The 25,229-nt window shown below is 71.6% G+C and carries 19 protein-coding genes, 1 tRNA gene and 1 riboswitch; of the genes, 10 read left to right on the forward strand and 10 right to left on the reverse strand.

Annotated elements, in window-relative coordinates; translation table 11 throughout:
- Positions 1–393: 393 nt before the first annotated feature.
- Entirely contained in the window at positions 394–951 is a 558-nt protein-coding gene (locus tag ACWGIG_RS13085; protein WP_453321633.1) for a MarR family winged helix-turn-helix transcriptional regulator, read from the reverse strand.
- A gap of 114 nt (positions 952–1,065) precedes the next feature.
- Here ACWGIG_RS13085 and ACWGIG_RS13090 point away from each other — a divergent pair, with 114 nt between their 5' ends.
- A complete protein-coding gene (locus tag ACWGIG_RS13090) occupies positions 1,066–2,355 on the forward strand; it encodes an MFS transporter (RefSeq protein ID WP_453321663.1) in 1,290 nt (429 codons plus the stop codon).
- Positions 2,356–2,389: 34 nt separating this feature from the next.
- On the opposite strand, the gene ACWGIG_RS13095 is transcribed toward ACWGIG_RS13090, so the two are convergent.
- Positions 2,390–4,057: an ATP-binding SpoIIE family protein phosphatase gene (locus ACWGIG_RS13095; protein WP_453321634.1), complete on the reverse strand. Its 1,668-nt coding sequence runs from the start codon at positions 4,055–4,057 to the stop codon at positions 2,390–2,392.
- 179 nt (positions 4,058–4,236) lie between these two features.
- On the reverse strand, positions 4,237–5,613 hold the full coding sequence (locus tag ACWGIG_RS13100) for an NAD(P)/FAD-dependent oxidoreductase (RefSeq protein ID WP_453321635.1): 1,377 nt from the start codon (positions 5,611–5,613) through the stop codon (positions 4,237–4,239).
- Between the two features lie 371 nt (positions 5,614–5,984).
- Here ACWGIG_RS13100 and ACWGIG_RS13105 point away from each other — a divergent pair, with 371 nt between their 5' ends.
- Together ACWGIG_RS13105 and ACWGIG_RS13110 are read left to right on the forward strand one after the other, a co-directional pair.
- Complete coding sequence (locus ACWGIG_RS13105) at positions 5,985–6,833, forward strand: TetR/AcrR family transcriptional regulator (RefSeq protein ID WP_453321636.1); 849 nt, start codon at positions 5,985–5,987, stop codon at positions 6,831–6,833.
- A gap of 188 nt (positions 6,834–7,021) precedes the next feature.
- Entirely contained in the window at positions 7,022–8,977 is a 1,956-nt protein-coding gene (locus ACWGIG_RS13110) for a sigma-70 family RNA polymerase sigma factor (protein ID WP_453321637.1), read from the forward strand.
- A gap of 202 nt (positions 8,978–9,179) precedes the next feature.
- On the opposite strand, the gene ACWGIG_RS13115 is transcribed toward ACWGIG_RS13110, so the two are convergent.
- Positions 9,180–11,303 carry an asparagine synthase-related protein gene (locus ACWGIG_RS13115; protein ID WP_453321638.1) on the reverse strand — a complete coding sequence of 708 codons (2,124 nt, stop codon included), beginning with the start codon at positions 11,301–11,303 and terminating at the stop codon, positions 9,180–9,182.
- Between the two features lie 719 nt (positions 11,304–12,022).
- Here ACWGIG_RS13115 and ACWGIG_RS13120 point away from each other — a divergent pair.
- The 4 genes from ACWGIG_RS13120 to ACWGIG_RS13135 all read left to right on the forward strand — a co-directional run bounded on the left by ACWGIG_RS13120 (position 12,023) and on the right by ACWGIG_RS13135 (position 17,367).
- Entirely contained in the window at positions 12,023–13,453 is a 1,431-nt protein-coding gene (locus tag ACWGIG_RS13120) for an MFS transporter (RefSeq protein WP_453321639.1), read from the forward strand.
- 163 nt (positions 13,454–13,616) lie between these two features.
- Complete coding sequence (gene lhgO / locus ACWGIG_RS13125; protein WP_453321640.1) at positions 13,617–14,828, forward strand: L-2-hydroxyglutarate oxidase; 1,212 nt, start codon at positions 13,617–13,619, stop codon at positions 14,826–14,828.
- Between the two features lie 302 nt (positions 14,829–15,130).
- A complete protein-coding gene (trmB, locus tag ACWGIG_RS13130; RefSeq protein ID WP_453321664.1) occupies positions 15,131–15,880 on the forward strand; it encodes a tRNA (guanosine(46)-N7)-methyltransferase TrmB in 750 nt (249 codons plus the stop codon).
- 107 nt (positions 15,881–15,987) lie between these two features.
- Positions 15,988–17,367, forward strand: coding sequence for a PrsW family intramembrane metalloprotease (locus tag ACWGIG_RS13135; RefSeq protein WP_453321641.1), 1,380 nt, complete (start codon positions 15,988–15,990; stop codon positions 17,365–17,367).
- Between the two features lie 133 nt (positions 17,368–17,500).
- On the opposite strand, the gene ACWGIG_RS13140 is transcribed toward ACWGIG_RS13135, so the two are convergent.
- The 4 genes from ACWGIG_RS13140 to ACWGIG_RS13155 all read right to left on the reverse strand — a co-directional run bounded on the left by ACWGIG_RS13140 (position 17,501) and on the right by ACWGIG_RS13155 (position 21,988).
- Positions 17,501–18,451 (reverse strand): aldo/keto reductase, encoded by a 951-nt coding sequence (locus ACWGIG_RS13140; protein WP_453321642.1) that lies wholly within the window; start codon positions 18,449–18,451, stop codon positions 17,501–17,503.
- Between the two features lie 172 nt (positions 18,452–18,623).
- The gene (locus tag ACWGIG_RS13145) at positions 18,624–19,691 is read right to left on the reverse strand and encodes a M23 family metallopeptidase (RefSeq protein ID WP_453321665.1); all 1,068 of its coding nucleotides are present in this window, start codon (positions 19,689–19,691) and stop codon (positions 18,624–18,626) included.
- Positions 19,692–19,987: 296 nt separating this feature from the next.
- Positions 19,988–20,121, reverse strand: a riboswitch (cyclic di-AMP (ydaO/yuaA leader).
- Positions 20,122–20,448: 327 nt separating this feature from the next.
- Positions 20,449–21,543, reverse strand: a complete 1,095-nt coding sequence (locus ACWGIG_RS13150) for a PP2C family protein-serine/threonine phosphatase (RefSeq protein WP_453321643.1) — start codon at positions 21,541–21,543, stop codon at positions 20,449–20,451.
- A 371-nt stretch (positions 21,544–21,914) separates the two neighbouring features.
- A tRNA-Met gene (locus ACWGIG_RS13155) sits at positions 21,915–21,988 on the reverse strand.
- A gap of 101 nt (positions 21,989–22,089) precedes the next feature.
- Here ACWGIG_RS13155 and ACWGIG_RS13160 point away from each other — a divergent pair.
- Positions 22,090–22,374, forward strand: a complete 285-nt coding sequence (locus tag ACWGIG_RS13160; RefSeq protein WP_453321644.1) for a hypothetical protein — start codon at positions 22,090–22,092, stop codon at positions 22,372–22,374.
- 588 nt (positions 22,375–22,962) lie between these two features.
- Here the strand turns inward: ACWGIG_RS13160 and ACWGIG_RS13165 are convergent.
- A complete protein-coding gene (locus tag ACWGIG_RS13165) occupies positions 22,963–23,154 on the reverse strand; it encodes a hypothetical protein (RefSeq protein ID WP_453321645.1) in 192 nt (63 codons plus the stop codon).
- Between the two features lie 140 nt (positions 23,155–23,294).
- Between ACWGIG_RS13165 and ACWGIG_RS13170 the strand changes: the two genes are divergently transcribed.
- A complete protein-coding gene (locus ACWGIG_RS13170; RefSeq protein ID WP_453321646.1) occupies positions 23,295–24,272 on the forward strand; it encodes a LuxR C-terminal-related transcriptional regulator in 978 nt (325 codons plus the stop codon).
- Here ACWGIG_RS13170 and ACWGIG_RS13175 read toward each other — a convergent pair.
- Positions 24,269–24,646 (reverse strand): hypothetical protein, encoded by a 378-nt coding sequence (locus ACWGIG_RS13175; protein WP_453321647.1) that lies wholly within the window; start codon positions 24,644–24,646, stop codon positions 24,269–24,271. The two genes, ACWGIG_RS13170 and ACWGIG_RS13175, sit on opposite strands and share 4 nt — an antisense overlap.
- A gap of 223 nt (positions 24,647–24,869) precedes the next feature.
- On the opposite strand from ACWGIG_RS13175, the gene ACWGIG_RS13180 reads away from it, so the two are divergent.
- Complete coding sequence (locus ACWGIG_RS13180; protein WP_453321648.1) at positions 24,870–25,142, forward strand: hypothetical protein; 273 nt, start codon at positions 24,870–24,872, stop codon at positions 25,140–25,142.
- Positions 25,143–25,229: the final 87 nt, after the last annotated feature.

Genomic DNA, 25,229 nt, shown 5'->3' on the forward strand with positions numbered 1-25,229 from the left:
CGACTCTATCAGACCGTTTCCGTTCCGATTTCCTCGGTGCTTTCCAGGTTCTTCGCTTTCGCGTTTTCCCTTTCCGGCGGTTCCGACTCTATCAGATCCTTTCGGGCCTGATTCCCAGTCGAACTTGGGTTGTCTTTGCGGCTGTTGGGCCGTTCCGACGCTCAAACTCTAGTGGATTTTCCCGGTGAACCGAAATCGGCTCCCAGTGGCTGAATTCGGCATGCCGAAATCGCCCCTGGCGGGAGATCGTACGGAGTTTGATTGCCGCTTTCGCGGCGGGAGGTGCTGCCGCAGAACCGTTACGGCTGTGTGGCAACTCGGAGAACCTTACGGATGCCGGTGAGGGGTGTCAACCCCCCACCGGGCCGCTCGAACGCACGTAAGAAAGGGGTGTCAGTCCAGGTCGGTGAGCCGGCCGCCGGCATCCGGCTGGGCGTCCTCGACCCTGCGCAGGAGGCGGGTCAGCAGCTCCCCCAGGACGACCCGCTCCTCGGGAGCGAGGTCCTGGAGGAGGTCCTCCTCGAAGGAGGACGCCATCCGCATGGCTTCGAGCCACTTCGTACGGCCCTCGTCCGTCAGCTCGACGATGACGCGTACCCGGTTGTTCTCGTCGCGGTCGCGCGTGACCAGGCCTTCGCCCGCCATGCGGTCGATGCGGTGGGTCATCGCGGCCGGGGTCAGGCCCAGGCGCTTGGCGAGTTCGCCGGGGCCCAGCCGGTAGGGGGTGCCGGAGACCACGAGGGTCTTCAGGACTTCCCACTCCGCGTTGCTGATGCCCAGGGCGGCGACCTGGCGACCGTACGCGACGTTCATCCGGCGGTTCAGGCGGCCGAGGGCCGAGACGACCTTCTCGACCTGAGGGTCCAGGTCCCGGAATTCGCGTTGGTATGCGGCGATCTGCTCGTCGAGGCTCGGCTCATGAGGGCCGGGCGACTCTGGCGTGTCTGGCATCCGCGAAGTATGGCACGGGGTGCGTTGGCATTGAAGTCCTTCGCTGTGTATTGTTGAGGTTCTAACTTTACTGTTGAAGTCTTCGGACTTCAGGTCTTCAGGGTTGAGGTGAGTATGACCAAGGCGATGGGCTCGGCGATGCGGCGGATTCAGGCAGGCAACGCGCTGGCCGCTTTCGGGCTCGGATTTACGGTCCCGTATCTGTACGTGTACGTGGCTCAGGTGCGGGATCTGGGGCCGACCGCGGCCGGCATCGTCCTTGGTGCCTTCGCCCTGGCCGCGCTCGTCGCCCTCCCCTTCGTAGGGGTGCTGATCGACCGGCGCGGTCCGGTTCCGGTGCTGATCGGGGCCGCGCTGGCGGCTTCGCTGGGCGCGGTGGCGCTCGGCAGCTCGGCGAGCCTGGTGACGGCCGTCGGCTCGGCGGCCGTGCTCGGCATCGGCACCGCGGTGATGCAGCCCGCGCTGGCGACGATGATCGTGCGGTGCTCCGCGCCCGAGACGCGGACGCGGTCGTTCGCGATGCAGTTCTTCCTGGCCAACCTCGGTCTCGGCATCGGCGGACTCATCGGCGGCCAGATCGTCGACAAGAACGACCCCTCCACCTTCACCCTGCTGTTCGGGATCGAGTCGGTGATGTTCCTGGTGCTGGCGGGCATCGCGATGACCGTGCGCATGCCCCACATCCCCGTGGTCGAGGGTGCCGAGGGCAAGGGCCTCTTCGGCGGTCTCGGGGCGCTGGTGAAGCACAAGGCGATGCTGCAGCTGTGCGGACTCGGGTTCGTGATCTTCTTCGCCTGCTACGGACAGTTCGAGTCGGGCCTGGCCGCTTACGGGACCGAGGCCGCCGGGATCGACCCGTCGACGCTCGGCATCGCGCTGGCCGCGAACACGGCGATGATCGTCGCCGCGCAGTTCCTGGTGCTGAAGTTCGTCGAGCGGCGCCGGCGGTCGCGGATGATCGCCCTGGTCGGGCTCATCTGGACGGTGGCGTGGATGGCCGCCGGGTACGCGGGCCTCGGGCACGGCAGCCAGACCATGGCGACCGCGGCCTTCATCTCCACGTACGCGCTCTTCGGGCTCGGTGAGGCGATGCTGTCGCCGACCGTCGCGCCCCTGGTGGCCGACCTCGCGCCGGAGTCGATGGTGGGCACGTACAACTCGGCCTTCGCACTGGTCAAGCAGCTGGCGCTGGCCGTCGGTCCCGCCGTGGGCGGGCCCATGGGGGCCTCGCTCCACATGCCGTACATCGTGACGTTCATTCTGTTCTCGCTCGGCATCAGCGTGCTCGCGCTGCGGATGGGCAAGCAGCTCACGCCCGCGCAGGACCTGCCGATTCCGGTCAAGTCCCTCGTGGTCGCCAAGCACGTGCCGGAGGGCGAGGGCTCGGTGAAGGCAACCGCGTAACCCCCGGTGCGCGCACTCCCCTACCGGACAGGCCCTAGTGGTCGGGGAGTGCGAACTCGCACCACACCGCTTTTCCGCCGCCCGGTGTGCGGCGCGAACCCCAGGACGAGGCGATCGTCGCGACGATCGAGATGCCTCGTCCTGCTTCGTCCGCGGGGTCGGCCCGGCGGCGGCGCGGCAGGTGGTCGTCGCCGTCGGTGACTTCGATGATCAGGCGGCGGTCGGTGCGGCGCAGCCGCAGGCGCATGGGCGGTGTGCCGTGCTGGAGGGAGTTGGCGACCAGCTCGCTGGCGGCGAGGACGCCCAGGTCGCTCAGCTCGACGGGGAAGCGCCAGGAGGAGAGGACTCCGGTCGCGAAGGCGCGGGCGCGGGGGGCCGCTTCGATGCCGCCGAGGAGTTCCAGGGCTGCGTTGTGGAAGAGCTCGGCGTCGTGGCCCTTGCGGGCGGGGTGCTGGACGACGAGGACCGCCACGTCGTCGTCGTGGTCGGTGGTGATTCCGAGGGCTCTCATGAGGCGGTCGCAGACGACCTGGGGGGTGCCGGTGGCGCCGGACAGGGCGCGTTCGAGTGCGGAGACGCCTTCGTCGATGTCCTCGCGGCGGCGCTCGACCAGGCCGTCCGTATAGAGGACGGCCGTCGATCCCGGTGGGAGGGCGATCGTGCCCGAGGTGTGCATCCAGCCGCCGGTGCCGAGCGGGGGTCCTGTGTGGTCCTCGGCGCGGGCGACCGTGCCGTCCTCGTGGCGCACGAGGATCGGGAGGTGGCCTGCGGAGGCGTAGACGAGGCGGCCCTCGTTGGGGTCGTGGACCGCGTACGCGCAGGTGGCGATCTGGCTGGCGTCGATCTCGGCGGCCAGGCCGTCGAGGAGCTGGAGGACCTCGTGGGGCGGGAGGTCGAGGCGGGCGTACGCGCGCACCGCCGTGCGGAGCTGGCCCATCACGGCCGCCGCGCGCACCCCTCGGCCCATCACGTCGCCGATGACGAGGGCGGTACGGCCCGCGCCGAGGGTGATCACGTCGTACCAGTCGCCGCCGACCGCGGCCTCCTCGCCGCCCGGCTGGTAGGTGGCGGCGATGCGCAGGTCGTCGGGCTGCTCCAACTCCTGGGGCAGGAGCGAGCGTTGGAGCGTCACGGCCGTTTCGCGCTGGCGGCTCTCGGAGGCGCGCAGGCGCTCGGCCGCGTCCGCGTGGTCGGTGACGTCGGTGGCGAAGACGAGCACGCCCCCGCCGTCGGGTGTGTCCAGCGGGGTGCAAGTGATCGTGTACGAACCGCCCTTGGGCGTGCGGCGGGACTTGACCGTACGCGGCGTGCCGCTGCGCAGGACCTGGTCCATGAGCGGGAGCAGGCCCAGCTCCTCCAGCTCCGGCAGCTCGGACGCGGCGGGGGCGCCGACGGCGCGCGGGCCGAACGCTGCGGCATACGCCTCGTTGACGTACGCGATGCGGTGCTCGGGTCCGTACAACAGGGCGACGAGCGCCGGGAGTTGGCCGACGATCTCGCGCAGGGAGAGGTCTTCGAGGGCGGGCGGGCGCGGGGTGTCGGACGCCTGGGTGCCGTCGCCGGACTCGGGCCCCTGGCCGGCCCCGGAGCCGGGCTGCTGCCCGAGCTCACCGCGGGCGGCGGGCACGGACCCTCGGTCGGACCTTGCTGCCGCGCGGCGCTGCGTGCCGGGAAGCCGGGCGCTCCAGCGGGTGAAGTTCACTGAACTACTTGCCTCGTGGTCGGGGTGGTGGTGCAGGTCGGCTTGGGTCCGGGGTCGGCCGTGCGGTCGCGCAGGTCACGCTCGGATCACTCCGGGGTCACTCTTTGCAGGCGCGGGTCAACCTATCGTCACACGTCCAGTGTGACGGACCGCACTGACAACCGGTAACGGGAGAGACGTCAGCGGGGCTTGGGAGGTTCGCCCCCTGCCGCAAGTTCGAATTCCGCGCGCGGATGTTCCAGCGAGCCGAGCGAGACGATCTCGCGCTTGAAGAGTCCCGAGAGGGTCCACTCGGCGAGGACGCGGGCCTTCCGGTTGAAGGTCGGGACGCGGCTGAGGTGGTACGCGCGGTGCATCGTCCAGGCGGGGAATCCCTTGAGCTTGCGGCCGTAGACATGGGCGACCCCTTTGTGGAGGCCGAGGGAGGCGACCGAGCCGACGTGCTTGTGGCGGTAGTCGGTGAGGGGCGCTCCGGCGAGGGACGCGGCGATGTTCTCGGCGAGGACCTTGGCCTGGCGGACGGCGTGCTGGGCGTTGGGGGCGCATTCGACGGGTGTGCCGTCGGGCCCCTTCCCGGTCGCCGTGAGGTCCGGGACGGCCGCCGCGTCGCCCGCGGCCCACGCGTGCGGTGCGCCCTCGACGGAGAGCTGTGCGGTGCAGGCGAGGCGGCCCCGGGGATTGAGCGGGAGGCTGCTGGCGGCGAGTACCGGATGCGGTTTCACTCCGGCCGTCCAGACCAGCGTACGAGTGGGGAAGCGGGCGCCGTCGTCGAGGACGGCGACGCGGTTCTCGACGGAGGACAGCCGGGTGTTCAGGCGGATGTCGATGTTCCGGCCGCGCAGCTCGCGGACGGCGTACTTGCCCATCTCCTCGCCGACCTCGGGGAGGATGCGGTCGCTGGCCTCGACGAGGATCCACTTCAGGTCGTCGGCCTTGACGTTGTGGTAGTAGCGGGAGGCGTAGCGGGCCATGTCCTCCAGCTCGCCGAGGGCCTCCACGCCCGCGTATCCGCCGCCGACGAAGACGAAGGTCAGGGCGGCGTCGCGGACGGCCGGGTCGCGGGTGGAGGAGGCGATGTCCATCTGCTCGATGACGTGGTTGCGCAGCCCGATGGCCTCCTCGACGGTCTTGAAGCCGATGCCGTGTTCGGCGAGACCGGGGACGGGGAGGGCGCGGGAGACGGATCCGGGGGCCAGGACCAGTTCGTCGTACGGCATCAGGACCGGCCCGGTGCCCTCCTCGGCGGTGGCGAGGGTGGTGACGGTCGCGGTGCGCTTCTCGTGGTCGATGGAGTTCGCCTCGCCGATGACGATGCGGCAGTGCGGCAGGACCCGGCGCAGCGGGACGACGACGTGGCGCGGGGAGATGGACCCGGCGGCGGCCTCGGGCAGGAAGGGCTGGTACGTCATGTACGGGTCGGGCGTGACGACGGTGATCTCCACGCTGCCGTCGCCGCCTGCCGCAAGCCTCCGTTTCAGCTTCCGCTGGAGGTGCAGTGCGGTGTACATGCCGACGTATCCGCCGCCTACCACGAGAATGCGCACTGGATTTGTCACCGTCCCATGAGGCAACGGACGTGGGGCTTTGTCCACAGGGCCGACAACTTGTATGACTGGTCGACACGGTCGGCGGCACGCGCGGAAGTTGATGTTCCACAGCGATGCGGACAGTGTTTACGCAGGTCAGAGGGTACGAAGAGGGAGTAAGGGGTGGGTGGGAGCAGGCCTTGGACAGGTCCTGGTCCGATCAGGGGGCACACCGTGCGGAACTTCCCCCTTCTGAATCGCCCCGCGCTCAACTATGTTCGTATCTCGTCGGAGTAACGGAAGTCTGTGTCTGCACGGCACGTGCACACACGGCTCGTGAACTCCGGCAGTCAGGGCGGGGAGTGTCTCCGGGGGGAGACATCATTACCGGGGGAACGCTGATGCACATTCAGGATTCACATTGGCAGGCTGCCGTCGCACCGTCGGCGGCGTCCGAGAGCAACGGGCGGGTTTCCGCGGGCGGTTCGGCCGTCCCGCGATCGGCACCGCTCCGTGTCGACGCACAGCGCAATCTCGAACACGTGCTGCGGGCTGCCCGCGAGGTCTTCGGCGAGCTCGGGTACGGGGCGCCGATGGAGGACGTCGCGCGCCGGGCCCGGGTCGGGGTCGGGGTCGGTACGGTCTACCGGCGGTTCCCGAGCAAGGACGTACTGGTGCGGCGGATAGCCGAGGAGGAGACCTCCCGGCTGACCGAGCAGGCAAGGGCGGCGCTGGGGCAGGAGGACGAGCCGTGGTCGGCGCTGTCCCGGTTCCTGCGGACGTCGGTCGCCTCCGGCGCGGGACGGCTGCTGCCGCCGCAGGTGCTGCGGGTCGGTGTGGACCAGGACGCCGACCTCGACGGGGCGTACGGCGGGGCCTACGAGCCGGGCGGCCCCGGCGCGGTGCGTGATGCCACGCGGGTGCCGCAGCAGCGGCAGGCAGGGGACGGCGCGGCTGCGCCCGACCTGCGACTGGTCGAGCAGGACGGCTCCTTCGGTGGGCCGGGTGGCACTCCGGCGGCCGGCCAGGATCTCGACGACTCCGGTGCGGGGACGCTGCTGGAGGTCGTGGGCCAGCTGGTGGACCGGGCCCGGGAGTCGGGTGAGCTGCGGGGCGACGTGACCGTGGCCGACGTGCTGCTGGTGATCGCCACGGCCGCTCCCTCGCTGCCCGACGCGGTGCAGCAGGCGGCTGCTTCGGCCCGGCTCCTGGACATCCTGCTGGAGGGACTGCGGTCTCGGCCCGCGTGAGCGGGCGGCAAGCCGTGCGGTGAACCGGGAAGCCCGCCGACCCCTTCCCTAACGGGTGAGGACTAGTGCTCCGTTGCGGGAAAACCCCCCGGACGGGTGGTTGGCGGGCTTGATCGGCTTTCGGCGCGTCGCCCTGTGGGAGTCTTGGCCGGTGTTCCGGTCAGAGGGTGCGTACGGGGGCTTCCGCCATGGGTGTTGACGAGCGGGACGAGTCGCTCGGGGACGGTGAAGGCGGCAGTGCGTCCGGGGAGTCCGCCACCGGGGATGTCGGCGGGCTGCCTTCTCGGCAGGTGCCGAGCCAGGGCGGTCCGCTGGGGGCCACTCCGGCACCCGTGACCGAGCGCGGAACCGATCCGACGAGCGTGCCGCAGCAGCGCGGCGGCCGGTCCCCGTCCGGTGAACAGGTCGTGTCCGACGCCGACTTGATCGAGCGCATGCGGGCGGGCGACGACGGTGCGTACGAGGAGCTGTTCCGGCGGCACTCGGATTCGGTGCGCCGCTACGCGCGCACCTGCTGCCGCGACGCGCACACCGCCGACGACCTGACGGCCGAGGTCTTCGCACGGACCCTTCAGGCGGTGCGGGGCGGCGCCGGTCCTGAGCACGCCGTACGGGCGTATCTGATGACCACGGTGCGGCGGGTGGCGGCGGCCTGGACGAAGACGGCCAGGCGCGAGCAGCTCGTCGAGGACTTCGCGGTCTTCGCCGACCAGGCGGCACGGTCCTCCGAGGTGCGCGACGACGACACCCTCGACCTGGGCGCCGACGTGCGCGCGATGCACGAGGCGGAGCAGACGCTCGCCATGCAGGCCTTCAGGTCGCTGCCCGAGCGGTGGCAGGCCGTGCTGTGGCACACCACGGTCGAGGAGGAGTCGCCGAGCGACGTCGCCCCGCTGTTCGGGCTGACGGCGAACGCGACGGCGGTGCTGGCGTCGCGGGCGCGGGAGGGGCTGAAGCAGGCGTATCTGCAGGCCCATGTGAGTGCGGCGCTGACGGCGGGCGGGGACTGCGCGCAGTACGCGGACCGGCTGGGCGCCTACGCGCGTGGCGGGCTGCGGATGCGGGCCGAGCGCGGGCTGCGCAAGCACTTGGAGGAGTGTGCCAAGTGCCGGGTCGCCGCCGGTGAGCTGAGCGATGTGAATGCGGGGATTCCGGCGCTGCTGCCGGTGGCGGTCATCGGCTGGGTGGCTGCCGGGTACTCGGTGAAGGCCGCGGGAATCGTGGCCGGTGGTGCGGCGGCCGGGGCGGGAGCCGCGGCCGGGGCAGGTGCGGCGGGAGCCGCCGGCGCCGGTGGTGCGGGAAGTTCTGGTGGTGCTGCCGGTGGGGGTCTTGCCGCCGAGGGTGTCGGGGCTCCTGTGAAGGTGGGGATCGGTGCGGCTGTCGCGGTCGCGGTGACGGCGGGGCTGGTGTTCGCCTTCGTGGGCGACGAGGCGCCGGTGCCGCCGAAGGCCGACGCGAAGCCGCCGGCCGTGAAGCCGGTGCCGGTACGGCCTTCGCCGCCGCCCCCTCCCCCGCCGTCGTCGGCCGCGCCTGCGCCGAAGCCGCCCGCGCCCAAGCCGTCGAAGCCGCCGCGGGTGGTGAAGCCGACTCCCAGGCCGACCCCGAAACCGGTGCCGCCGCCGGTGAAGCCTGCTCCGCCGAAGCCGCCCGCACCGAAGCCGCCGCCCCCTCCTCCGCCGCCGCCCGCGCCCGAGCCGCCGCCGAAGGCCTACCCCGTCGCGGAGTTGGCGTACGGGCCGATGGGCGACCACACGAGGCCGGAGGTCCGGCTGGGCGAGAGCAGCGCGCTGTGGCAGCGCAGCAGCATGTCGATCGGCGGGGTGCGGTACGGACACGGGGTGTCCGTACCCGCGACGTCGTCCGTGACGATCGACCTGAACCGGAAGTGTTCGACGTACGACGCGAAGGTCGGCGTCGACGACCTGACGATGGGGACCGGAGCGGTCCGCTTCTCCGTGTACGGGGACGGAGCGCTGCTGTGGAGCTCGCCGGTACTGCGGGGCGGGGACGCGGCGCTGCCGGTGCACGTGGGGATCGAGGGACGCAGGACGCTGCGGCTGGTGACGCGGTCGGTGGACGGCGCCGGGTCGATGTCGGACGCGGCATTCGCGGACTGGGCGGGCTCCCGCATCGGGTGCGGGTAGCGGCGCGGGCTCCCGCATCGGGTGCGGGTAGTGGTCAAGGGCGCGGGCCTGCAGTTCTGATGCGGCCAAGGGGCAGACAGTCAGGGGCGCGGGGCTGTTCTGGATATGCGGCTCCGCCGCGTGGGCGCGACCAGCCACGACGGACCCGCACGACGACCACCTGCCCGCCGCAAGCACGGCGCCCACCTCACACTGCCACCGCCTAAAGGCTCCGCCGCTGCGGCACTCCCCCCGCCACCGCCCGCTGCCTCGGCGCCGCCGACCCCGTCCAGCACGTGCCCCGGCGGGCGAGCAGGCGGCCGAGCCACAGTTCGGTGGAGATCAGGTCGGCGAGGCCGTCCAGCGGGACGGGTTCGCCGGATGCCGCCGCTCGCAGCGCCTTGCGTACGACGCGCGCCTCGATCAGCCCCGCGTCCGCCAGCAGCGGCGCCTCGAAGAGGGCGAGGAGGTTGTCCTGCGCGGCGCGGATGCCTGCCTGGGCCGTGGCTGTCGCGGTGGTGTGCGCGGTGGCCGCGCCCCAGCCCGGCGGGAGGTCGTGGACGCCCGCGCCGGAGAGGACCGCGCGGAGTATCGCGGCCCTGGCGCCCGGCTGGACGCGAAGGGTTTCGGGGAGGTCGCGGCAGGCCCGTACGACCTGGTTGTCGAGGAAGGGGGCGTGCAGGCGCTGGCTGCGGACCTCCGCTGCCTGTTCGAAGACCCGGTGGTCGTAGGCGTGGCGGGCGAGAGCGGCCCTGGCGCGGGCCTCGCCCGGGCGCTGGACCGAGGCGGGGCGCAGGGCCGACTCCTGGAGGCGTATCGATACTTCGGCGAGGGCCTCGCCGGTCAGCCAGCGGGCTGCGGGGCCCGGCCGGGACCAGGCGAGCGCTTCGAGGGACGCGTCCAGGGCGCCGGTGGGGCCGCTCGCGTCGACGACGCCGCGGCTGGTGAGGCGGCCCGCCGCGTCCTCGATGCCCGAGCGGTAGGACGTACGGGCGAGGCGGCGGGCGGCGCGGTAGACGGTCAGCGGGACGAGGAAGGAGTGCGGGGACGCGCCCTCGGCCTTAGCCAACGCCGTCGCGGGGCGCAGGATGTGGCGGCGTCTGCGGTCGATGAGGAGGTCGGCGAGGCGGGCCGGGTGGGCGTCCAGGACCTGCCGGGCGCCGTTGCCGACGAGGTGGTCGGCGCTGCCCGACTGGAGGCGCAGGCGGGCGCGTTCGGCGGTGACGAGGGAGGGGCCCGGTTCGTCGGTGAGCGGTCCCGTCTCCAGGTCGGCGTAGGGCAGGGCCTCTTCGGCTCCGGCGACGACGACGTGGTGGAGGCGGGGGTTGGCGGCGATCGCGCCGGCCCGCTCCAGCTCGTGGTCGAGCTCGGTGTCGCGGGTGTGGGCGGACGCGGCCAGGTCGTTGAAGGTGACCGCGAGCAGCCGTTCGCCCGCTCCTGTGCCGTGGCCCAGGACCGTGCCCGGCAGACCGGGGAGGCCCGCCGCGAGCAGGGCGAGGGTGGCGGAGGCGCTGCCTCCGGAGAGGTCGGAGCCGATGCCGGGGACCGGTGATCCGCGGCGGCGGGCGCGGCGCTCGGCGGGGCCCATGCCGGGGACCGGGCCCGGGTCGGGGAGCGGGGTCTCGGGGGCGTGGCGGGGCGCGGTGAGGCGGGCGCGTACCGCCTCTACGAGAGCGTCGCGTACGCCCTCCACGGCGCGTTCCGGGTCGAGTTGGGGGGCGGCGACGGCGAGCGAGGCGACGGGTTCGTACCCGGTGATCTCGCGGGAGCCCTCGCGCAGGACGAGGGCGTGGCCGGGCGGGATGCGCTTGACTCCGGTGTAGGGAGTGCCGTCGCGCAGGGCTTCGGGGACGTCTGGGCAGGCGAGCAGGGCCGCGAGGTGGCCGATGTCCAGCTGCGCCTCTATGAGGTCGGCGAGGGGGAGCGCGGCGGTGGCGTACGCGGTGCCATTGGCCCAGGGCGTGTAGAAGACCGGGCGGGCTCCTGCCAGGTCACCGGCCACGGTCACGCGTCTGCCGGTCTGGACGACGGCGGTGTAGCTGCCCGGCCAGGCGGTCAGATGCCTCAGTGCGCCGCCGCGCGCCGCGAAGAGGCCGACGCGGAGTTCTTCGTCGGTGGCGCCGCAACAGCCGAGGACGGCGAGACGGGTGAACGCGTCGACGCTGACGGTGCGGACCTCGTCGGGGCGCCAGTCGCCGACGGCCCACAGGGGGTCGGGATCTCCCCACAGGAGCTGGGCTCCCACGGGCTGGACGGTGTCGCCCTCGTGTTCGGTGCCGGGGGCACCGACGGCTCCGACCGTGCCGAAGCTCGCGGCGATGCTGCTCCATCCCACCAACCAACGCATCGCCGCCTCCACAGGCTGTGGACAACTTTGCCCGCACAGGGCATGCGACGGGGGCCCGGATCATCACCCGGCCTCGGCCGGACGGTTCGCCCCGTGCCCTTGCCCTCTTGCGCGCGCACCGTGCCGCGCCCTATCGCGCGTGGGGACCATGCTGCCACGCCTGCGGCGCGGGAGTGCGGGTACGGGGTGCGGTGGCATGGTCCAATGCGCCGGTGAAAAGGGGGAGTTGGGGGGCAAATGGGACGTGGGGTGGCGCGCGCGGGAGGGACGGCGACGGAGGCGCGCGGCTGCAGAGGGGGGTGCGATCCGCAAGAGGGCGCCATTCGGCCAAGTTTCGGGCGACGCACAGCGTTGCGGGCAACGCGCAGTCCGGGAGGCGCTGTTCGCCTCCCGGACCGAACCGCCACCCGCGGGGATGAAGGTGGCGGTGACCCCCAGCCCACTGGATCCAGTGCAGCGGGCCGACCCACGCACGTCCCATGGAAGCGCCGCCTCCGCACACCGGGCAGAGCGCACGGGCGGGCGCACGGCCACACGGCAGGAGCACGAATCGGACGGAACGTTCCTCTCACGACGCCCCGTACGTACTCTGCTGGCAACAATCTCGCCATACGGGACACTTGCCCTTAACGCTTGGGATGCGGCGAACTACGCTGGGTTTACGAATGCCGCGTGCCTATGCCGGGCCCGCGGCGGCCGTCTGCGTGAGGGGTGGCGCAATGTCCAGGGAGCAACGCGGGCCGAACGACAAGCTCGGCACGGTTCTCGCCCTCGCGGGAATCAGCAACGCCGGGCTGGCGCGCCGGGTCAACGACCTCGGTGCGCAGCGTGGAATGACACTGCGGTACGACAAGACGTCGGTGGCACGGTGGGTCTCGAAGGGGATGGTTCCGCAAGGCGCCGCCCCGCACCTCATCGCCGCCGCGATAGGCGCCAAGCTGGGCCGTCCGGTCCCGCTGCACGAGATCGGTCTCGCGGACGCCGACCCGGCCCCCGAGGTCGGGCTCGCCTTCCCGCGCGACGTGTCGGTGGCGGTGCGGCACGCCACCGAGCTGTACCGGCTGGATCTGGCCGGGCGCAGAGCGGGCAGCGGCGGAATCTGGCAGTCCCTCGCCGGCTCGTTCGCGGTGAGCGCGTACGCGACGCCCGCCTCGCGCTGGCTGATAACCCCGGCGGACTCGTCGGTGGCGCGCGATTCGACCGTCGCCGAGGGCTCCGCGGACGCGACCCCGTTACGGGTGGGCCACAGCGACGTCGCCAAGCTGCGCGAGGCCGCCGAGGACGCGCGCCGCTGGGACTCCAAGTACGGCGGCGGTGACTGGCGTTCCTCGATGGTCCCGGAGTGCCTGCGGGTCGACGCGGCCCCCTTGCTGCTCGGTTCGTACAGCGACGACGTGGGGAGGTCGCTGTTCGGCGCGACCTCCGAGCTGACCCGGCTGGCCGGCTGGATGGCCTTCGACACCGGGCAGCAGGAGGCCGCCCAGCGGTACTACATCCAGGCGCTGCGCCTGGCGCGCGCCGCCGCCGACGTGCCCCTGGGCGGGTACGTACTGGCGTCGATGTCCCTCCAGGCGACCTACCGCGGCTTCGCCGACGAGGGCGTGGACCTCGCGCAGGCCGCCCTGGAGCGCAACCGGGGCCTGGCCACCGCCCGCACCATGAGTTTCTTCCGCCTCGTCGAGGCACGCGCGCACGCGAAGGCGGGCGACCCGGTGGCCGCCGGGGCCGCGCTGAAGGCGGCGGAGGGCTGGCTGGAGCGCTCGCGGGAGGGCGATCCGGACCCGTCCTGGCTGGGCTTCTACTCGTACGACAGGCTGGCCGCCGACGCGGCCGAGTGCTACCGCGACCTCAAGCTGCCGCGGCAGGTGCGCCGCTTCACGGAGCAGGCGCTGTCCCGGCCGACCGAGGAGTTCGTACGGTCGCACGGGCTGCGCCTGGTGGTGAGCGCCGTCGCCGAGCTGGAGTCGGGCAACCTCGACGCGGCGTGCGCGGCGGGCACGCGTGCGGTGGAGGTGGCGGGGCGCATCTCCTCGGCGCGCACCACCGAGTACGTACGGGACCTGTTGCACCGGCTCGAACCGTACGGGGACGAGCCGCGCGTGGTGGAGCTGCGGGAGCGGGCCAGGCCGCTGCTGGTGGCACCGGCGTAGAGCCGGCGACGCCCGCGATGCCCTCGATGTCCGTGGATCCCGCAATGCCCGCAGGGCCTGCCGCGCGCACGCCTCCACGTGTCGTTGGCCATAGCTCCTGCCCACAGGGTTTACCGGCGTTGTCAGTGGGCCAGTGCACTATTCGGGGTGGGAGGTGGCAGCGATGAGTCATGACTGCGATGTGCTGGTGGTCGGCGGGGGAATCGTCGGGATGGCGTCCGCGCATGCCATCACGCGGGCCGCACCCGGCACCCGGGTCATGGTGCTGGAGAAGGAGGCGGGCCCGGCGAGACACCAGACCGGGCGCAACAGCGGAGTGATCCACAGCGGGATCTACTACCGCCCCGGCTCGCTCAAGGCGCGGTACGCGGTGCGCGGTGGCGCCGAGATGGTCAAGTTCTGTGCGGAGCACGACATTCCGCACGAGGTGACGGGCAAGCTGATCGTCGCCACCGAGCGCGCCGAGCTGCCGCGTCTGCACGCGCTCGTCCAGCGCGGCCGGCAGCACGGCATCGCGGTCCGCGAGCTGGGCCCCGCCCAGATCCGGGAGTACGAGCCCGAGGTCCGCGGCCTCGCGGCCATCCACGTCGCCTCGACGGGCATCTGCGACTACGGCCGGGTGACCCAGGAGCTGGCCCGCTCCTCGGGCGCCGAGGTGAGGTACGGCGCGGAGGTCCGCGTCATCGCGCGCCGCGCGTCCGGAATCGCGGTGCGGACGGCGGACGGGACGGTCTTCCGGGCGAAGGCCCTGGTCAACTGCGCGGGGCTGCACTGCGACCGGGTGGCCAGGATGGCGGGCGACGACCCCGGCATGCGGATCGTCCCCTTCCGCGGCGAGTACTTCGACCTGACCCGCCCCGAGCTGGTGCGCGGTCTGGTCTACCCGGTCCCCGACCCCGCCTTCCCCTTCCTCGGCGTGCACCTGACGCGCGGCATCGCCGGCGGCGTCCACGTCGGGCCGAACGCGGTGCCGGCACTGGCCCGCGAGGGGTACGACTGGGGCGCGGTCCGCCCCGCGGACCTGGCGGGGACGCTGACCTGGCCCGGCTCCTGGCGGATAGCGCGCCGGCACTGGCGGTACGGAGCAGGGGAGCTGCACCGCTCACTGTCCAAGCGCGCGTTCACGGAGGCGGTACGGCGCCTGCTGCCCGCGGTCACCGAGGCCGACCTGCGCCCGTCCCCCGCGGGCGTACGGGCGCAGGCGGTGCTGCGGGACGGCACCCTCGCCGACGACTTCCTGATACGCGAGGCACCGCGCACGGTGCACGTGCTGAACGCACCGTCCCCCGCGGCGACCGCTTCCCTTCCCATCGGGCGGGAAGTGGCACGGCGAGTGCTGGGGGTGCTGGCGGGGGAGCGGGTCGCGGGCCGCTGAGAAGGGGGCGCCCTACAGGGGCGCGGGGACTGCGCGGCCAGCCACAACGCACCCGCACGAAGCACACCCCAGCCCCGCGGCAGCGGTTTCGGGCAGGGGCGGGGAGGGGCATGCGCCGCAGGCAGCACCAGCCACCCGCACCCCGCACAATCCCTCCGTAGAATCGGACACCCGTGTCCCAGAACAGCGAGAACCCCACGATGCCCCAGACCCCCGAGCAGCCCGCCGCCCAGGCCCCCGCCCCCGGCCCCTCCCAGGCAGCCGCCGCCGCGCGGGCCGCCGCCCACGAGCGCGCCGAGCGGATGCAGCCCCGGGCCCTGCGCATGTTCCCCGAGGGGACGGGCCCGTCCCCCGACCCCGCCGGTTCGCACTTCGAGCGGCGGATCCGCAGCTTCCAGCCCCGCCGCAGCCGCGTCACCACCGGCCAGGGCGAGGCCCTGAAGCGCTGGTGGCCGACCCGGGGCATCGACATCGACGGGCAGCGTGTCCTCGACCTCAAGGAGATGTTCGACGGCCTCCCGGTGGTCCTGGAGATCGGCTTCGGGATGGGCGAGGCCACCGCGCAGATGGCCGCCGACGACCCGTCCACCGGCATCCTCGCCGTCGACGTGCACACCCCCGGCCAGGGCAACCTCCTCGGCCTCGCCGAGCGGAACGGCCTCTCCAACATCCGCGTGGCCAACGGCGACGCCATCATCCTGCTCCGCGAGATGCTCGCCCCGGACGCCCTGTCCGGTCTGCGCGTGTACTTCCCGGACCCCTGGCCCAAGGCCCGCCACCACAAGCGCCGCCTGATCCAGCCGGAGTTCCTCTCCCTCGCCGCGACGCGGCTCGCCCCCGGCGCCGTACTGCACTGCGCGACCGACTGGGAGAACTACGCCGAGCAGATGCTCGAAGTGCTCACCGCGCACCCGGACTTCGAGAACACCCAGGAGGACGGCGGCTACACCCCGCGGCCCGCCTTCCGCCCTCTGACCCGCTTCGAGGGCCAGGGCCTGGACAAGGGGCACCTGGTCCACGACCTGATGTTCCGGCGCGCGGCACGCCCGTAGGAACGCGCGTGGAACGCCCGCGGAAAGGGCGGGTTGACGCAACGTTCATCCACAGCGACTGTCCGAACACGATCGCGAGTGTCAGTGCCAGTCGTTAGGGTCGTTGGATGTACGAGACGTACGCATCGCCTCCGCCCCCGGCGGCTCCGGCACCCGAGCCGGAGCCTGCCTCCGTCGCGCCCGCGGCGGACCACCCCCGGCGGCCGGGTGTCCTTCGCGGCGTCCGGCAGCGCGCCTTCTGGCGCAGCAGGGCGGTCCGCGCCACCGCGCTGATCGTGCTGCTCGCCCTGTCGGGTCTTGTGCTGTTCGCACTCGTACGGGAGCAGACCGGCACCCGCGGCTTCCTGGTCGGGCTCGGTCTCGCCGTGTTCCCGGTGCCGTTGCTGCTTGCGGCGTTCCGGTGGCTGGACCGGGTCGAGCCGGGACCCTGGCGGAATCTGGTCTTCGCGTTCGCCTGGGGCTCCTGCGCGGCGGCGCTCGTCGCGATCACGGCCAACAGCTTTGCCGTGCAGTGGATAGCCGTGGCCACCGCGGACCCCGACGGGGCGGACACGCTGGGGGCGACCTTCGTCGCGCCGTTCGTCGAGGAGTGCGCGAAGGCGGCGGCGATCCTGCTGGTCTTCCTGTTCCGCAGACGGCACTTCACGGGAATCGTGGACGGCGTGGTCTTCGCGGGCTTCACCGCGACCGGCTTCGCCTTCACCGAGAACATCCTCTACCTGGGCAATGCCTTCGGCGAGGACCAGGCGTTCGGCGTCTCCGGTCTCGGCGCGGTGACGGCGGGGACGTTCTTCGTGCGGGTGGTCATGTCCCCCTTCGCGCACCCTCTGTTCACCGTGCTGACCGGCATCGGCTTCGGCCTGGTGGCGCTCACGCCGACCCGCCGGATGCGCAACCGCGCCTGGGGGCGGATCCGCCGGGTCGTGCTGCCGCTGCTCGGTCTGCTCCTCGCGATGGGCATGCACTCCCTGTGGAACGGCTCGGCGTCCTTCGGCCCGCTCGCCTTCTACGGGGTGTACGGGCTGGTCATGGTCCCCGCGTTCGCGTTCCTGACCTGGCTGGCGATCTGGACCAGGCAGCGCGAACTGCGGATGCTGTCGGCCGAGTTGCCCGCGTACGCCGCCGCGGGCTGGCTGGACCCGGCCGAGCCGCTCGCACTGTCCTCGATGCGGGCCCGCTCGCTGGCCCAGGGGTTCGCGGCCCGGACGCACGGCCCCGGAGCCGCCAAGGCCGTCGCGGAGTACGAGAAGTCCGCGACGGCACTGGCCTTCCTTCGGTACCGGGCGCGGCGCGGGGCCGCGACCCCGGAGCTGGCCGCCGAATTCACCGCCCGCGAGTCGGAGCTGCTGCACGAGCTGTGGCAGCGCAAGCGGATCGCGGGCCCGGCACTGGTGTACGCGGCCCAGGTCACCGGCCGAATACGGCTGCTCCCGCCGCCGTACCACCCGGCCTACGCGGCCACGTACAACCCGTACAAGAGCTACTGACGGCACCGGGGCCGCGAGCGCACCATGCGGGAAACGGCCGTCAGGCAGTGGCGGCCGTCAGGCAGTGGCGGCCGTCAGGCAGTGGCGGCCGTCAGGCAGTCACGCACAAGCGGCTGTCACGCACAAGCGACCGTCAGGCGGAAGCGGCCGTCAGCTTCGCCAGCTCGGCGTCGCTGAGCGTCAGGTCCGCCACCGCGAGCAGCGCCGACAGCTGCTCGACCGTACGGGCGCTGGCGATCGGTGCCACGACGGTCGGCCGGGCAGCCAGCCAGGCCAGGGCCACGGATCCGACCTCGGCGCCGTGCTCCGCGGCCACCTCGTCGAGTGCGGCGAGGACCTTGCGCCCCCGCTCGGTCTCCAGGTGCTTGGCCGCCCCCTCGGCGCGTGCGCTCTGTACCGCGCCGCCGTCCGCCCGGTACTTGCCGGTCAGGAAACCGGACGCGAGCGCGTAGTACGGCACGGCCGCGAGACCGGCCTGCGACGCGACGTCCTGGAGCTCGCCCTCGTAGGTGTCGCGGGAGACGAGGTTGTAGTGCGGCTGGAGCGCGGTGTACTTCGCGAAGCCCTCGCGCTCGGCGAAGTCCAGCGACTCCCGCAGCCGGGCGGCGGAGATGTTGGAGGCGGCCACGGCCCGCACCTTGCCGTCCCGCACCAGCTGGTCGAGCGCGGCGACGAACTCCTCGACGGGCACGGACGGGTCGTCGTAGTGCGTGTAGTAGAGGTCGATGTAGTCGGTGCCCAGCCGGCGCAGCGACTCCTCGGCGGCGGCCTTGATCGTGGTGGCGGAGAGCCCCTTGTACGAGGGGTGGGCGCCGACCTTCGTGGCGACGACGACCTCGTCCCGGTTGCCCCGGGCGGCCAGCCATTCGCCGAGGACGCGCTCGGACTCGCCGCCCTCGTTGCCCGGGGCCCAGGCGGAGTAGACGTCGGCGGTGTCGACGAAGTTGCCGCCGCCGGCGGTGTACGCGTCGAGGACGGCGAAGGACTGGTCGCGGTCGGCGGTCCAGCCGAAGACGTTGCCGCCGAGGGCGAGCGGGAAGACATCGAGGCCGGAAGAGCCCAGCGGGCGCAGGTGGGAGGTCATGAGGACTTCAACCACCCGGCCCGCCCGACCATTCCATGCACCGGCCATCGATTCCGACCGGATCACTCCGGTTCGGACAGGGCCCGAGCGGATCACTCCGGTTCGGACAGGGCCCGAGCGGATCGCACCGGTTCGGTCGGGGTCCGACCGGGTCGGACGGACCCCGGCCGGATCAGACCGTCAGGCCCTTGTCCCGCAGCCAGGCCGCCGGGTCGATGCCGTCGCCGCCCGGGGTGCGCACTTCGAGGTGCAGGTGCGCGCCGCTCACGTTCCCGGTGGCGCCCACGTTGCCGATGACCTGCCCGGTCGACACGTCACCGCCGACCTGGACACTCATCTGGGAGAGGTGGCAGTACCAGATCTCCGTGCCGTCGTTCAGCTCCAGCACGATCCGGTAGCCGTACGACCCGGACCAGCCCGCGGACTTTATGGTCCCGCCGTGCACGGCCTTGACCGGTGTGCCCGCCTGGGCGGCGAAGTCGAGGCCGGTGTGCTGCCCGGAGGACCACATCGAGCCGGACTGCCCGTAGGTCGCGGTGAGGGTGTACGAGGAGGTGGGCAGCGAGTAGCTGGCGGCCAGCTTGGCGAGCCGCTCGGCCTCCGCCTTGGCCGCTGCCTTCGCCTCGGCCGCCGCCTTCGCCTTGGCCTCTGCCTCGCGCTTCGCCTGCTCGACCTTCTCCGCCTTGGCGTCGGCCTCGTCGCGCTGCTTCTTGGCCTCGGCGGCGGCGTCCTTGACGGCCTGCTCGCGCGCGGCCTCCCGGACGGCCTCGTCGGCGACGGAGCGCTGCTGCTCGGCCTGGTGGAGGATCCGCGCCCGCAGGCTCTCGCCCGCACCGGTCTGCTGCCCGGCGGCTGCGGGAGTGGCGGAGGCGGCGGCCGGAACGGAGGCGACCACCACGCCCGTACCGGAGTCGGAGCCCGCATCGGAGTCGGAGCCCGACACCAGCGCGCCCACGCCCGGCAGCGACTCGGCGGCCGGCAGCGAGTCCGCGAGCGAGGCGAGGGAGTCGGAGAGCTGGTCCGGCAGCGAGATCGAGACGGCCGGCTTCTCCTGGGCGGTGGCGATCCCGCCGGCGCCGACGGCGGCGATGACGCCGACTCCCAGCACCGTGGAGCTACGGGCCAGGGAGCCGCGCTGCTTGGCGACGCGGTGCTTGCCGCGCACCGGAACGAGGGACTCCTCGGTGGGGTTCCACTCCTCGGCCGAGGCGGCGGGGCCACCGAAGGCGCTGCCGTAGATGCCGTCGGAGGGGCGGCCGTCGGAGAGGGCGTCGGAAAGGCTGTCGGAGGAACCCCCGAAGGAGTTGCCTGAGGATCCGTCGAACTCCGCGAATCCCTGGAAGCCGCCCTGAGGCTGCTGAGACTGCTGGCGCTGCTGCGGAATCTCGGGCGCGAGGCCGACGAGCGTGTCGCCCCGGCCGTCCGTCCGGCCGCCCGTCGGGCCCTCCGTGTCGTTGGGGACTCCGTACGCCACGTATGAAAAAGCGGGGGCCGGTGTTTCGGGGGCAGGCCTGTTGGACGCCACGGGGGCGCGCTCCTTTCCTTCCTTCTCGCCTACCGGGTTAGCTGACGGGTTCGGAGCAGGAAGGTCTCCTACGGGCCAGGTTCGGCCCGATTCACCCCAATTGGTGGTTCCCCGGTTTCCTCACGGAATTCGGCGCACGCGCACGGCGCCGTCTCTGACGACGACTGGGACGACCGCACTGCGTTATCGAACGTTAATAGACACACAAGTGGAATTCCAAGCTGTTCCAGGTGATCGTTAACGCTGTGCGGGGGGCCATGGCCAAGGCATACGGGCACATATGACCGCGAATCAGGACGACGCAGCGGCCTCCCGAAGCACATGCGCCCCACCCCCGCAAACCCTCCACAACTGATAGATCGTCAATTGTTATGCGGAGGGCTCCCCTTCGAACACACCCCGTGACCGACCGGCCGCACACACCCCGCGCACGCACTGCTCCCGCCGCGCACACGCACCGCACCCGCCCCGCTCACGGCCGCTTCACGATCTCCACGGTCCGCCGCCGCTCCGGCTGCCCCACCCCCGGCCGCCCCACCGCGAGCAGCGCCATGTCGTCGGTCTGCTTCCCGCCCGTATGCACCCTTACGTCACTGGTCAGCGCGTCCAGCACGTCCTCGGGACCGGGGTAGAGCGAGCGCCGCAGCCGCACCGCCGGGTCGTAGAAGACCCCGGCGCCGTCCCGCGCCTCGGAGAGACCGTCCGTGTAGAACACCAGCGTCGAACCCGCGGGGTACCCGAACTCCCGCGCCCGGTCGGGCCAGTCCCCCAGGTCCCCCATCCCCAGCGGCAGCGCGAACTCCTCGGGCGCCAGCACGTCCAGCTCGCCGTCCGCGTACAGCAGCAGCGGCTCGGGATGCCCCCGGTTCACCAGTCGTACGACGCCCTCGCCGCGCGGGATCTCGGCGAGCACCGCAGTCGTGAAGCCCTCCAGCGCGTCCAGCCCGTCCCGCCGGCGGCCCTCGCGCGCCAGCGCCCGCTCCAGCCGCTGCGCGACGCCCTCCAGGCAGCTCTCGGTCTCGGCCGCCTCCCGGAACGCACCCACCACCACCGCGACCGCCTCGACGGCCTCAAGTCCCTTGCCCCGTACGTCACCCACGACGAGCCGCACCCCGTACGGAGTGTCCTGCACGGCAAACAGGTCGCCCCCGATGAACGCGTCCGCCTCCGCCGCCTCGTACCGCGCGGCGATCTCAAGACCGCCGATCCGGTCCGGCGGGATCGGCACGACGGCCCGCTGCGCCGCCTCGGCGATGACCCGTACCGACGCGAGCTGCCTGCCACTCCTGCGTACGACCCGGTTGATCAGGATCGCGAGCACGGACACCGTCAGCACGGTCACCAGCTCGGTCACGCCCACCACGCTCTTCAGGGTGTCGTCGGCGATCCTCAGCCCCACCACGGCCAGCGCGGCGGCACACGCGGTCAGCCCGGTGGTGACCAGCGAGAAGAACGGTGCGGCGATCAGCGGAGCGGCTGCGAACAGCGGCGAGCCCGTGAAGTCGGACGGCGTCAGCGCGTCGAAGAAGAGCCCGCCCGCGATCATCAGCGCGGGCAGCATCCGCACGAACCGCCGCGTCTTCTTGCCGCCCCCGCCGTCCCCGGCCCCCGACCCGTTCCCCGGCCTGCCCCCGGAACCGCTCCCGGACCCGGTCCTGGCCCCTGCCCGGACCCCTTCCCTGGCCCCTGCCCCTGTGTCTGTCCCGGCCCCGTCGCTTCCGCGTCCGTACCCCGCCACCGTCAGTTCTCCTGCCCAGGTCCGCACCGGGTGCGGACGGTACCGCTCCCCACCCAGGCTGGCCGGAGCCGCGCCGTACGGCGAATCGGCATCCGCCATGTGGGGGACGGCCCGGGCGCAACTCCGTACATACGCGGACAAACGCCTGAGGCCCGGAACTCTTTCGAGTTCCGGGCCTCAGGACTTCACTACTTCTTCAGTAGCGGGGACAGGATTTGAACCTGCGACCTCTGGGTTATGAGCCCAGCGAGCTACCGAGCTGCTCCACCCCGCGTCGGTAAACACCACCTTACGCCATCCGGGCGGCCCCTCCGACCACTCGCGCACACACCGCCCCGCCACCCCCTGAACGCCCCCGCGTTCTCCCGCACCCTGGTGCTCAACGTCCTCCTGGAGGCGGAGCAGAAGGCGGCAGAGGCCCACGGCGGAGGGCCCTGCGACCCTGCCGGGCCCTTCGAGGGCACCGTCGGCGCCATCGGCGAGTTCCTGAGCGTGGACCCGTCCGTGGCCAGCCACATGGTGTCCGACTGGACCGAATCCGACCGCCCGCAGTTCGCCCGCCTCGTACTCCGCTACGTCGAGGCCCAGGACTCCCTGCGCCACCACGACCCGGTCCGGGGCACCCCACTCCGAAACGACGGAACGCCCCGACCGGCATAAACCGATCGAGGCGCTCCTCCGCAGGTCAGAGACGTGAGCCTCTCACTTCGTCCTGTAGGCCATGTCGGACTCGAACCGACAACCAACGGATTAAAAGTCCCGACAAAGACGTGCCGGAGGATGACGCCGTATGACACGCTCTGTCATACACACAGGTCAACAGCAGTCCTCGTAACGCCTTATGACGGCTCGTGTCGTTCCGTACTTCAGCGTCCGAGCACGCACGGAGCACGCACGGAGCGCGCGCCCATGAAGGGTGACTGCGCAGCAGCAAGAACGACGGAGGGGCCGAGCATCACGTGATGCTCGGCCCCTCTCTCGTCTACTGCTGCCGCTTCCCCTGCTCGGACTTTGGGTTCCGCCGACACGCCTCACCCTGGCTCTGTGGTGACAGTCCGTTAAGAACGAGTTCTAGGGCTCGCGCCCCGGCGGGGGTGATGTGCCGAGAGTCAATCGCGATGCGGGATTCGTCAGCGCCTCGATACGCGAGTGCTGGTACTCCCTCGTCGAGCCGGACCCGTTGGACGTGGAACACGTGCGTACCCCCCTGGTACCGCGCGACAGTGCCGCGCGTCCGCTGCTCCCTGGTCAGTCCCACCGGGAGTCATTGACCGCCGACGACGGCTCGACGCTGGGGGTCTCGACGGGGGCCGGCTCGGTCGCGGCGTCCGCCACGACGACGGGGGCCTGCTCGTTGATCTGGAGTGCTGCGGCACCGGTCAGTGCGGCGACTGCAAGGAGCGCGGCCGAGGCGGCCCGTGCAAGGGACGTGATGCTCATGGTTCTCCGTTCCGGTTACACCCCACTCGAACATGCGTGCGTTTGAGTGGCTTCTGTCCTACCGTGGACCCTCCGGCGAACGTGATCAAGGCATTACGCAGTGCTTCTTTACGAACGTCCTAAGTAAGAAGGGGTGGACCATGACCGACCCGGCGGCGATACCCCCTCCCCCTAACCGCTTGCGACTGTCACCCGCAGCCCTCGCGCTCTACCAGCGGATAGACCGAGGCGAAGACATCGACACCGTGGCGGACGCCGTCCCCCTCGCCGAGCTCGTCGAGATGGGCGTCGCGCTTCCGCATCCTCGGATGCCGGAACGCCCCACCCTTCTCTCTCTGCACCAGGCCGAGCGACAGATGCGTGCCAAGGCCGAGCAGAGGCTGCGCGCCGCCGTCGACCACATGGCAGAGATTCCGGGCTTCCTGGCCGAGCTGGAAGTGCAGGCCCACCGCAGCAACAGCAGCGTCACTTGGCTGGACGGCGTCGCACGTGTCAACGAGGTGATCAACTCGCTCGGCTTCCAGTGCGAGGAAGTCCTCGCCGCACAGCCGAATGTGCAACGGAAGACTCACGAGGTCTTGATCGCCGACTCAGACATCGCACTTCTGAAGCGCGGCGGCGTCATGAAGACCCTGTACCCGGCAAGCGCGAGGCACGAGGCGCGGCAACAGGACTGGGTCGAGTCGATGGTGCCGCTCGGCGCGCAGGTACGGACCCTGTCGAGTCCCTACCTTCGGTACATCGTGGCCGATCGTCGAGACGTGATCGTCCCGGACCATGCCGGGGGGCGTGAATCCAGTGTCGGCGCCTACCACATCAACGACCGCGTCACGGGGGCCTTCGTCGCAGACTGGTTCGCGCTCGACTGGGCTCGCGCACAGCCATGGTTGGCGAGCGGCGAAACGCCGTGCAGTGCCGCGCAGACGACGCAGACTCAGCGCGCGATTCTGCGGCTTCTGTGCGAAGGGCTGGACCAGGACGCGATCGGCAGACGCTTGGGCTACAGCAAGCGCACCGTCGGCAAGGAGCTGGGCAAGCTGCGAGCGAAGTTGGGGTTCGCCACCCTGTATCAGGTGATTGCCTGGTGGGTGCAGTCCGATGAGCAGAGCTTCGACTAAGCCTCTTCGCTCTTCCACTGGGCAAGGAGCTCAGCGGCCCGGGGCATATCCTCGGCGGTGAGGCCCGGCACGTACGCCACGACGAGTGAGCCGTCTCCGGAGTCGTCGAGGGGGTTACCCGCCATGAGGCCGACGAACTGCTGCGCGGCGGCGATCTGTACGTCGTGCAGCGGTCGGCCAACCGCCGCGGCAACGGCCCCGACCAACCCCGGGTGGATCTTGACCGACTCCCCTTGCCCGAGCTTCCACAGCACGTTGCGCGAGGGGCGGTAGTCCGACTTGGGATCGACGGCGCGCTGTTCGAGCTCGCGGATGGTGCAGGACTTCAAGGCTTCGCGGACTAGGTCCGCGAAGGGTGTGCCGGAATCCCACACGGGCTCTCATCTCCACTCTGTCTCTGTCTCCGAACGCGAACAGTTAACCACCCATAGGGCCGAGCCGCAGCCTCCCAAAGTGCGTTGACGTGCAGTTGTTGTGAACTTAACTTGTCCTTGTCCCCGAACGAGGACAGAGTCGATCAAAGCTTGTGGTCCATTCATGGGCTGGTCAGAGGCATGTCATGTGCGCCGTGCAGGCGCCGATTCATGGGGAGATTCAGTGACTGTCGAGTTCCTTGGTCCGCCGCCGGCAGGGAAGAACACGAAGCACAACCGGGCCGCGCAGGCCCTCCGGGCACGGCCCGAAGAGTGGGCAGTGGTGCAGCGATCCGCTTCACCAGCCTGCGCAGCATCTGCCGCGCAGGCGATCCGGACGGGACGACTCGCCGCATACGCCCCGGCTGGTGACTTCCAGGCGATTGCCCGCACGGTCGACGGCAGCGGCAACGTCGAGCACCGGGTCTACGTGCGGTACGTCGGGGCGTCGCAGTGACAGCGACCGCCTCCCCGACCGGGGCCGCGGTCGCTCCGCCAAACCTCGACCGCGAGCGATGGCTCGGCAGGCGGTCCGAGATCGTCG

Source organism: Streptomyces sp. NPDC054863, assembly GCF_053610825.1.

What these genes read in the sequence shown, in the direction of transcription:
- ACWGIG_RS13110 (WP_453321637.1), top strand. Translation starts at nt 7,022, where the DNA reads ATGGGTGTTGACGAGCGGGACGAGTCGCTCGGGGACGGTGAAGGCGGC.
- ACWGIG_RS13090 (WP_453321663.1), top strand. Translation starts at nt 1,066, where the DNA reads ATGACCAAGGCGATGGGCTCGGCGATGCGGCGGATTCAGGCAGGCAAC.
- ACWGIG_RS13170 (WP_453321646.1), top strand. Translation starts at nt 23,295, where the DNA reads ATGACCGACCCGGCGGCGATACCCCCTCCCCCTAACCGCTTGCGACTG.
- ACWGIG_RS13115 (WP_453321638.1), bottom strand. Translation starts at nt 11,303, where the DNA reads ATGCGTTGGTTGGTGGGATGGAGCAGCATCGCCGCGAGCTTCGGCACG.
- ACWGIG_RS13085 (WP_453321633.1), bottom strand. Translation starts at nt 951, where the DNA reads ATGCCAGACACGCCAGAGTCGCCCGGCCCTCATGAGCCGAGCCTCGAC.
- ACWGIG_RS13105 (WP_453321636.1), top strand. Translation starts at nt 5,985, where the DNA reads ATGCACATTCAGGATTCACATTGGCAGGCTGCCGTCGCACCGTCGGCG.
- ACWGIG_RS13120 (WP_453321639.1), top strand. Translation starts at nt 12,023, where the DNA reads ATGTCCAGGGAGCAACGCGGGCCGAACGACAAGCTCGGCACGGTTCTC.
- ACWGIG_RS13135 (WP_453321641.1), top strand. Translation starts at nt 15,988, where the DNA reads ATGTACGAGACGTACGCATCGCCTCCGCCCCCGGCGGCTCCGGCACCC.
- lhgO (WP_453321640.1), top strand. Translation starts at nt 13,617, where the DNA reads ATGAGTCATGACTGCGATGTGCTGGTGGTCGGCGGGGGAATCGTCGGG.
- ACWGIG_RS13140 (WP_453321642.1), bottom strand. Translation starts at nt 18,451, where the DNA reads ATGACCTCCCACCTGCGCCCGCTGGGCTCTTCCGGCCTCGATGTCTTC.
- trmB (WP_453321664.1), top strand. Translation starts at nt 15,131, where the DNA reads ATGCAGCCCCGGGCCCTGCGCATGTTCCCCGAGGGGACGGGCCCGTCC.
- ACWGIG_RS13165 (WP_453321645.1), bottom strand. Translation starts at nt 23,154, where the DNA reads ATGAGCATCACGTCCCTTGCACGGGCCGCCTCGGCCGCGCTCCTTGCA.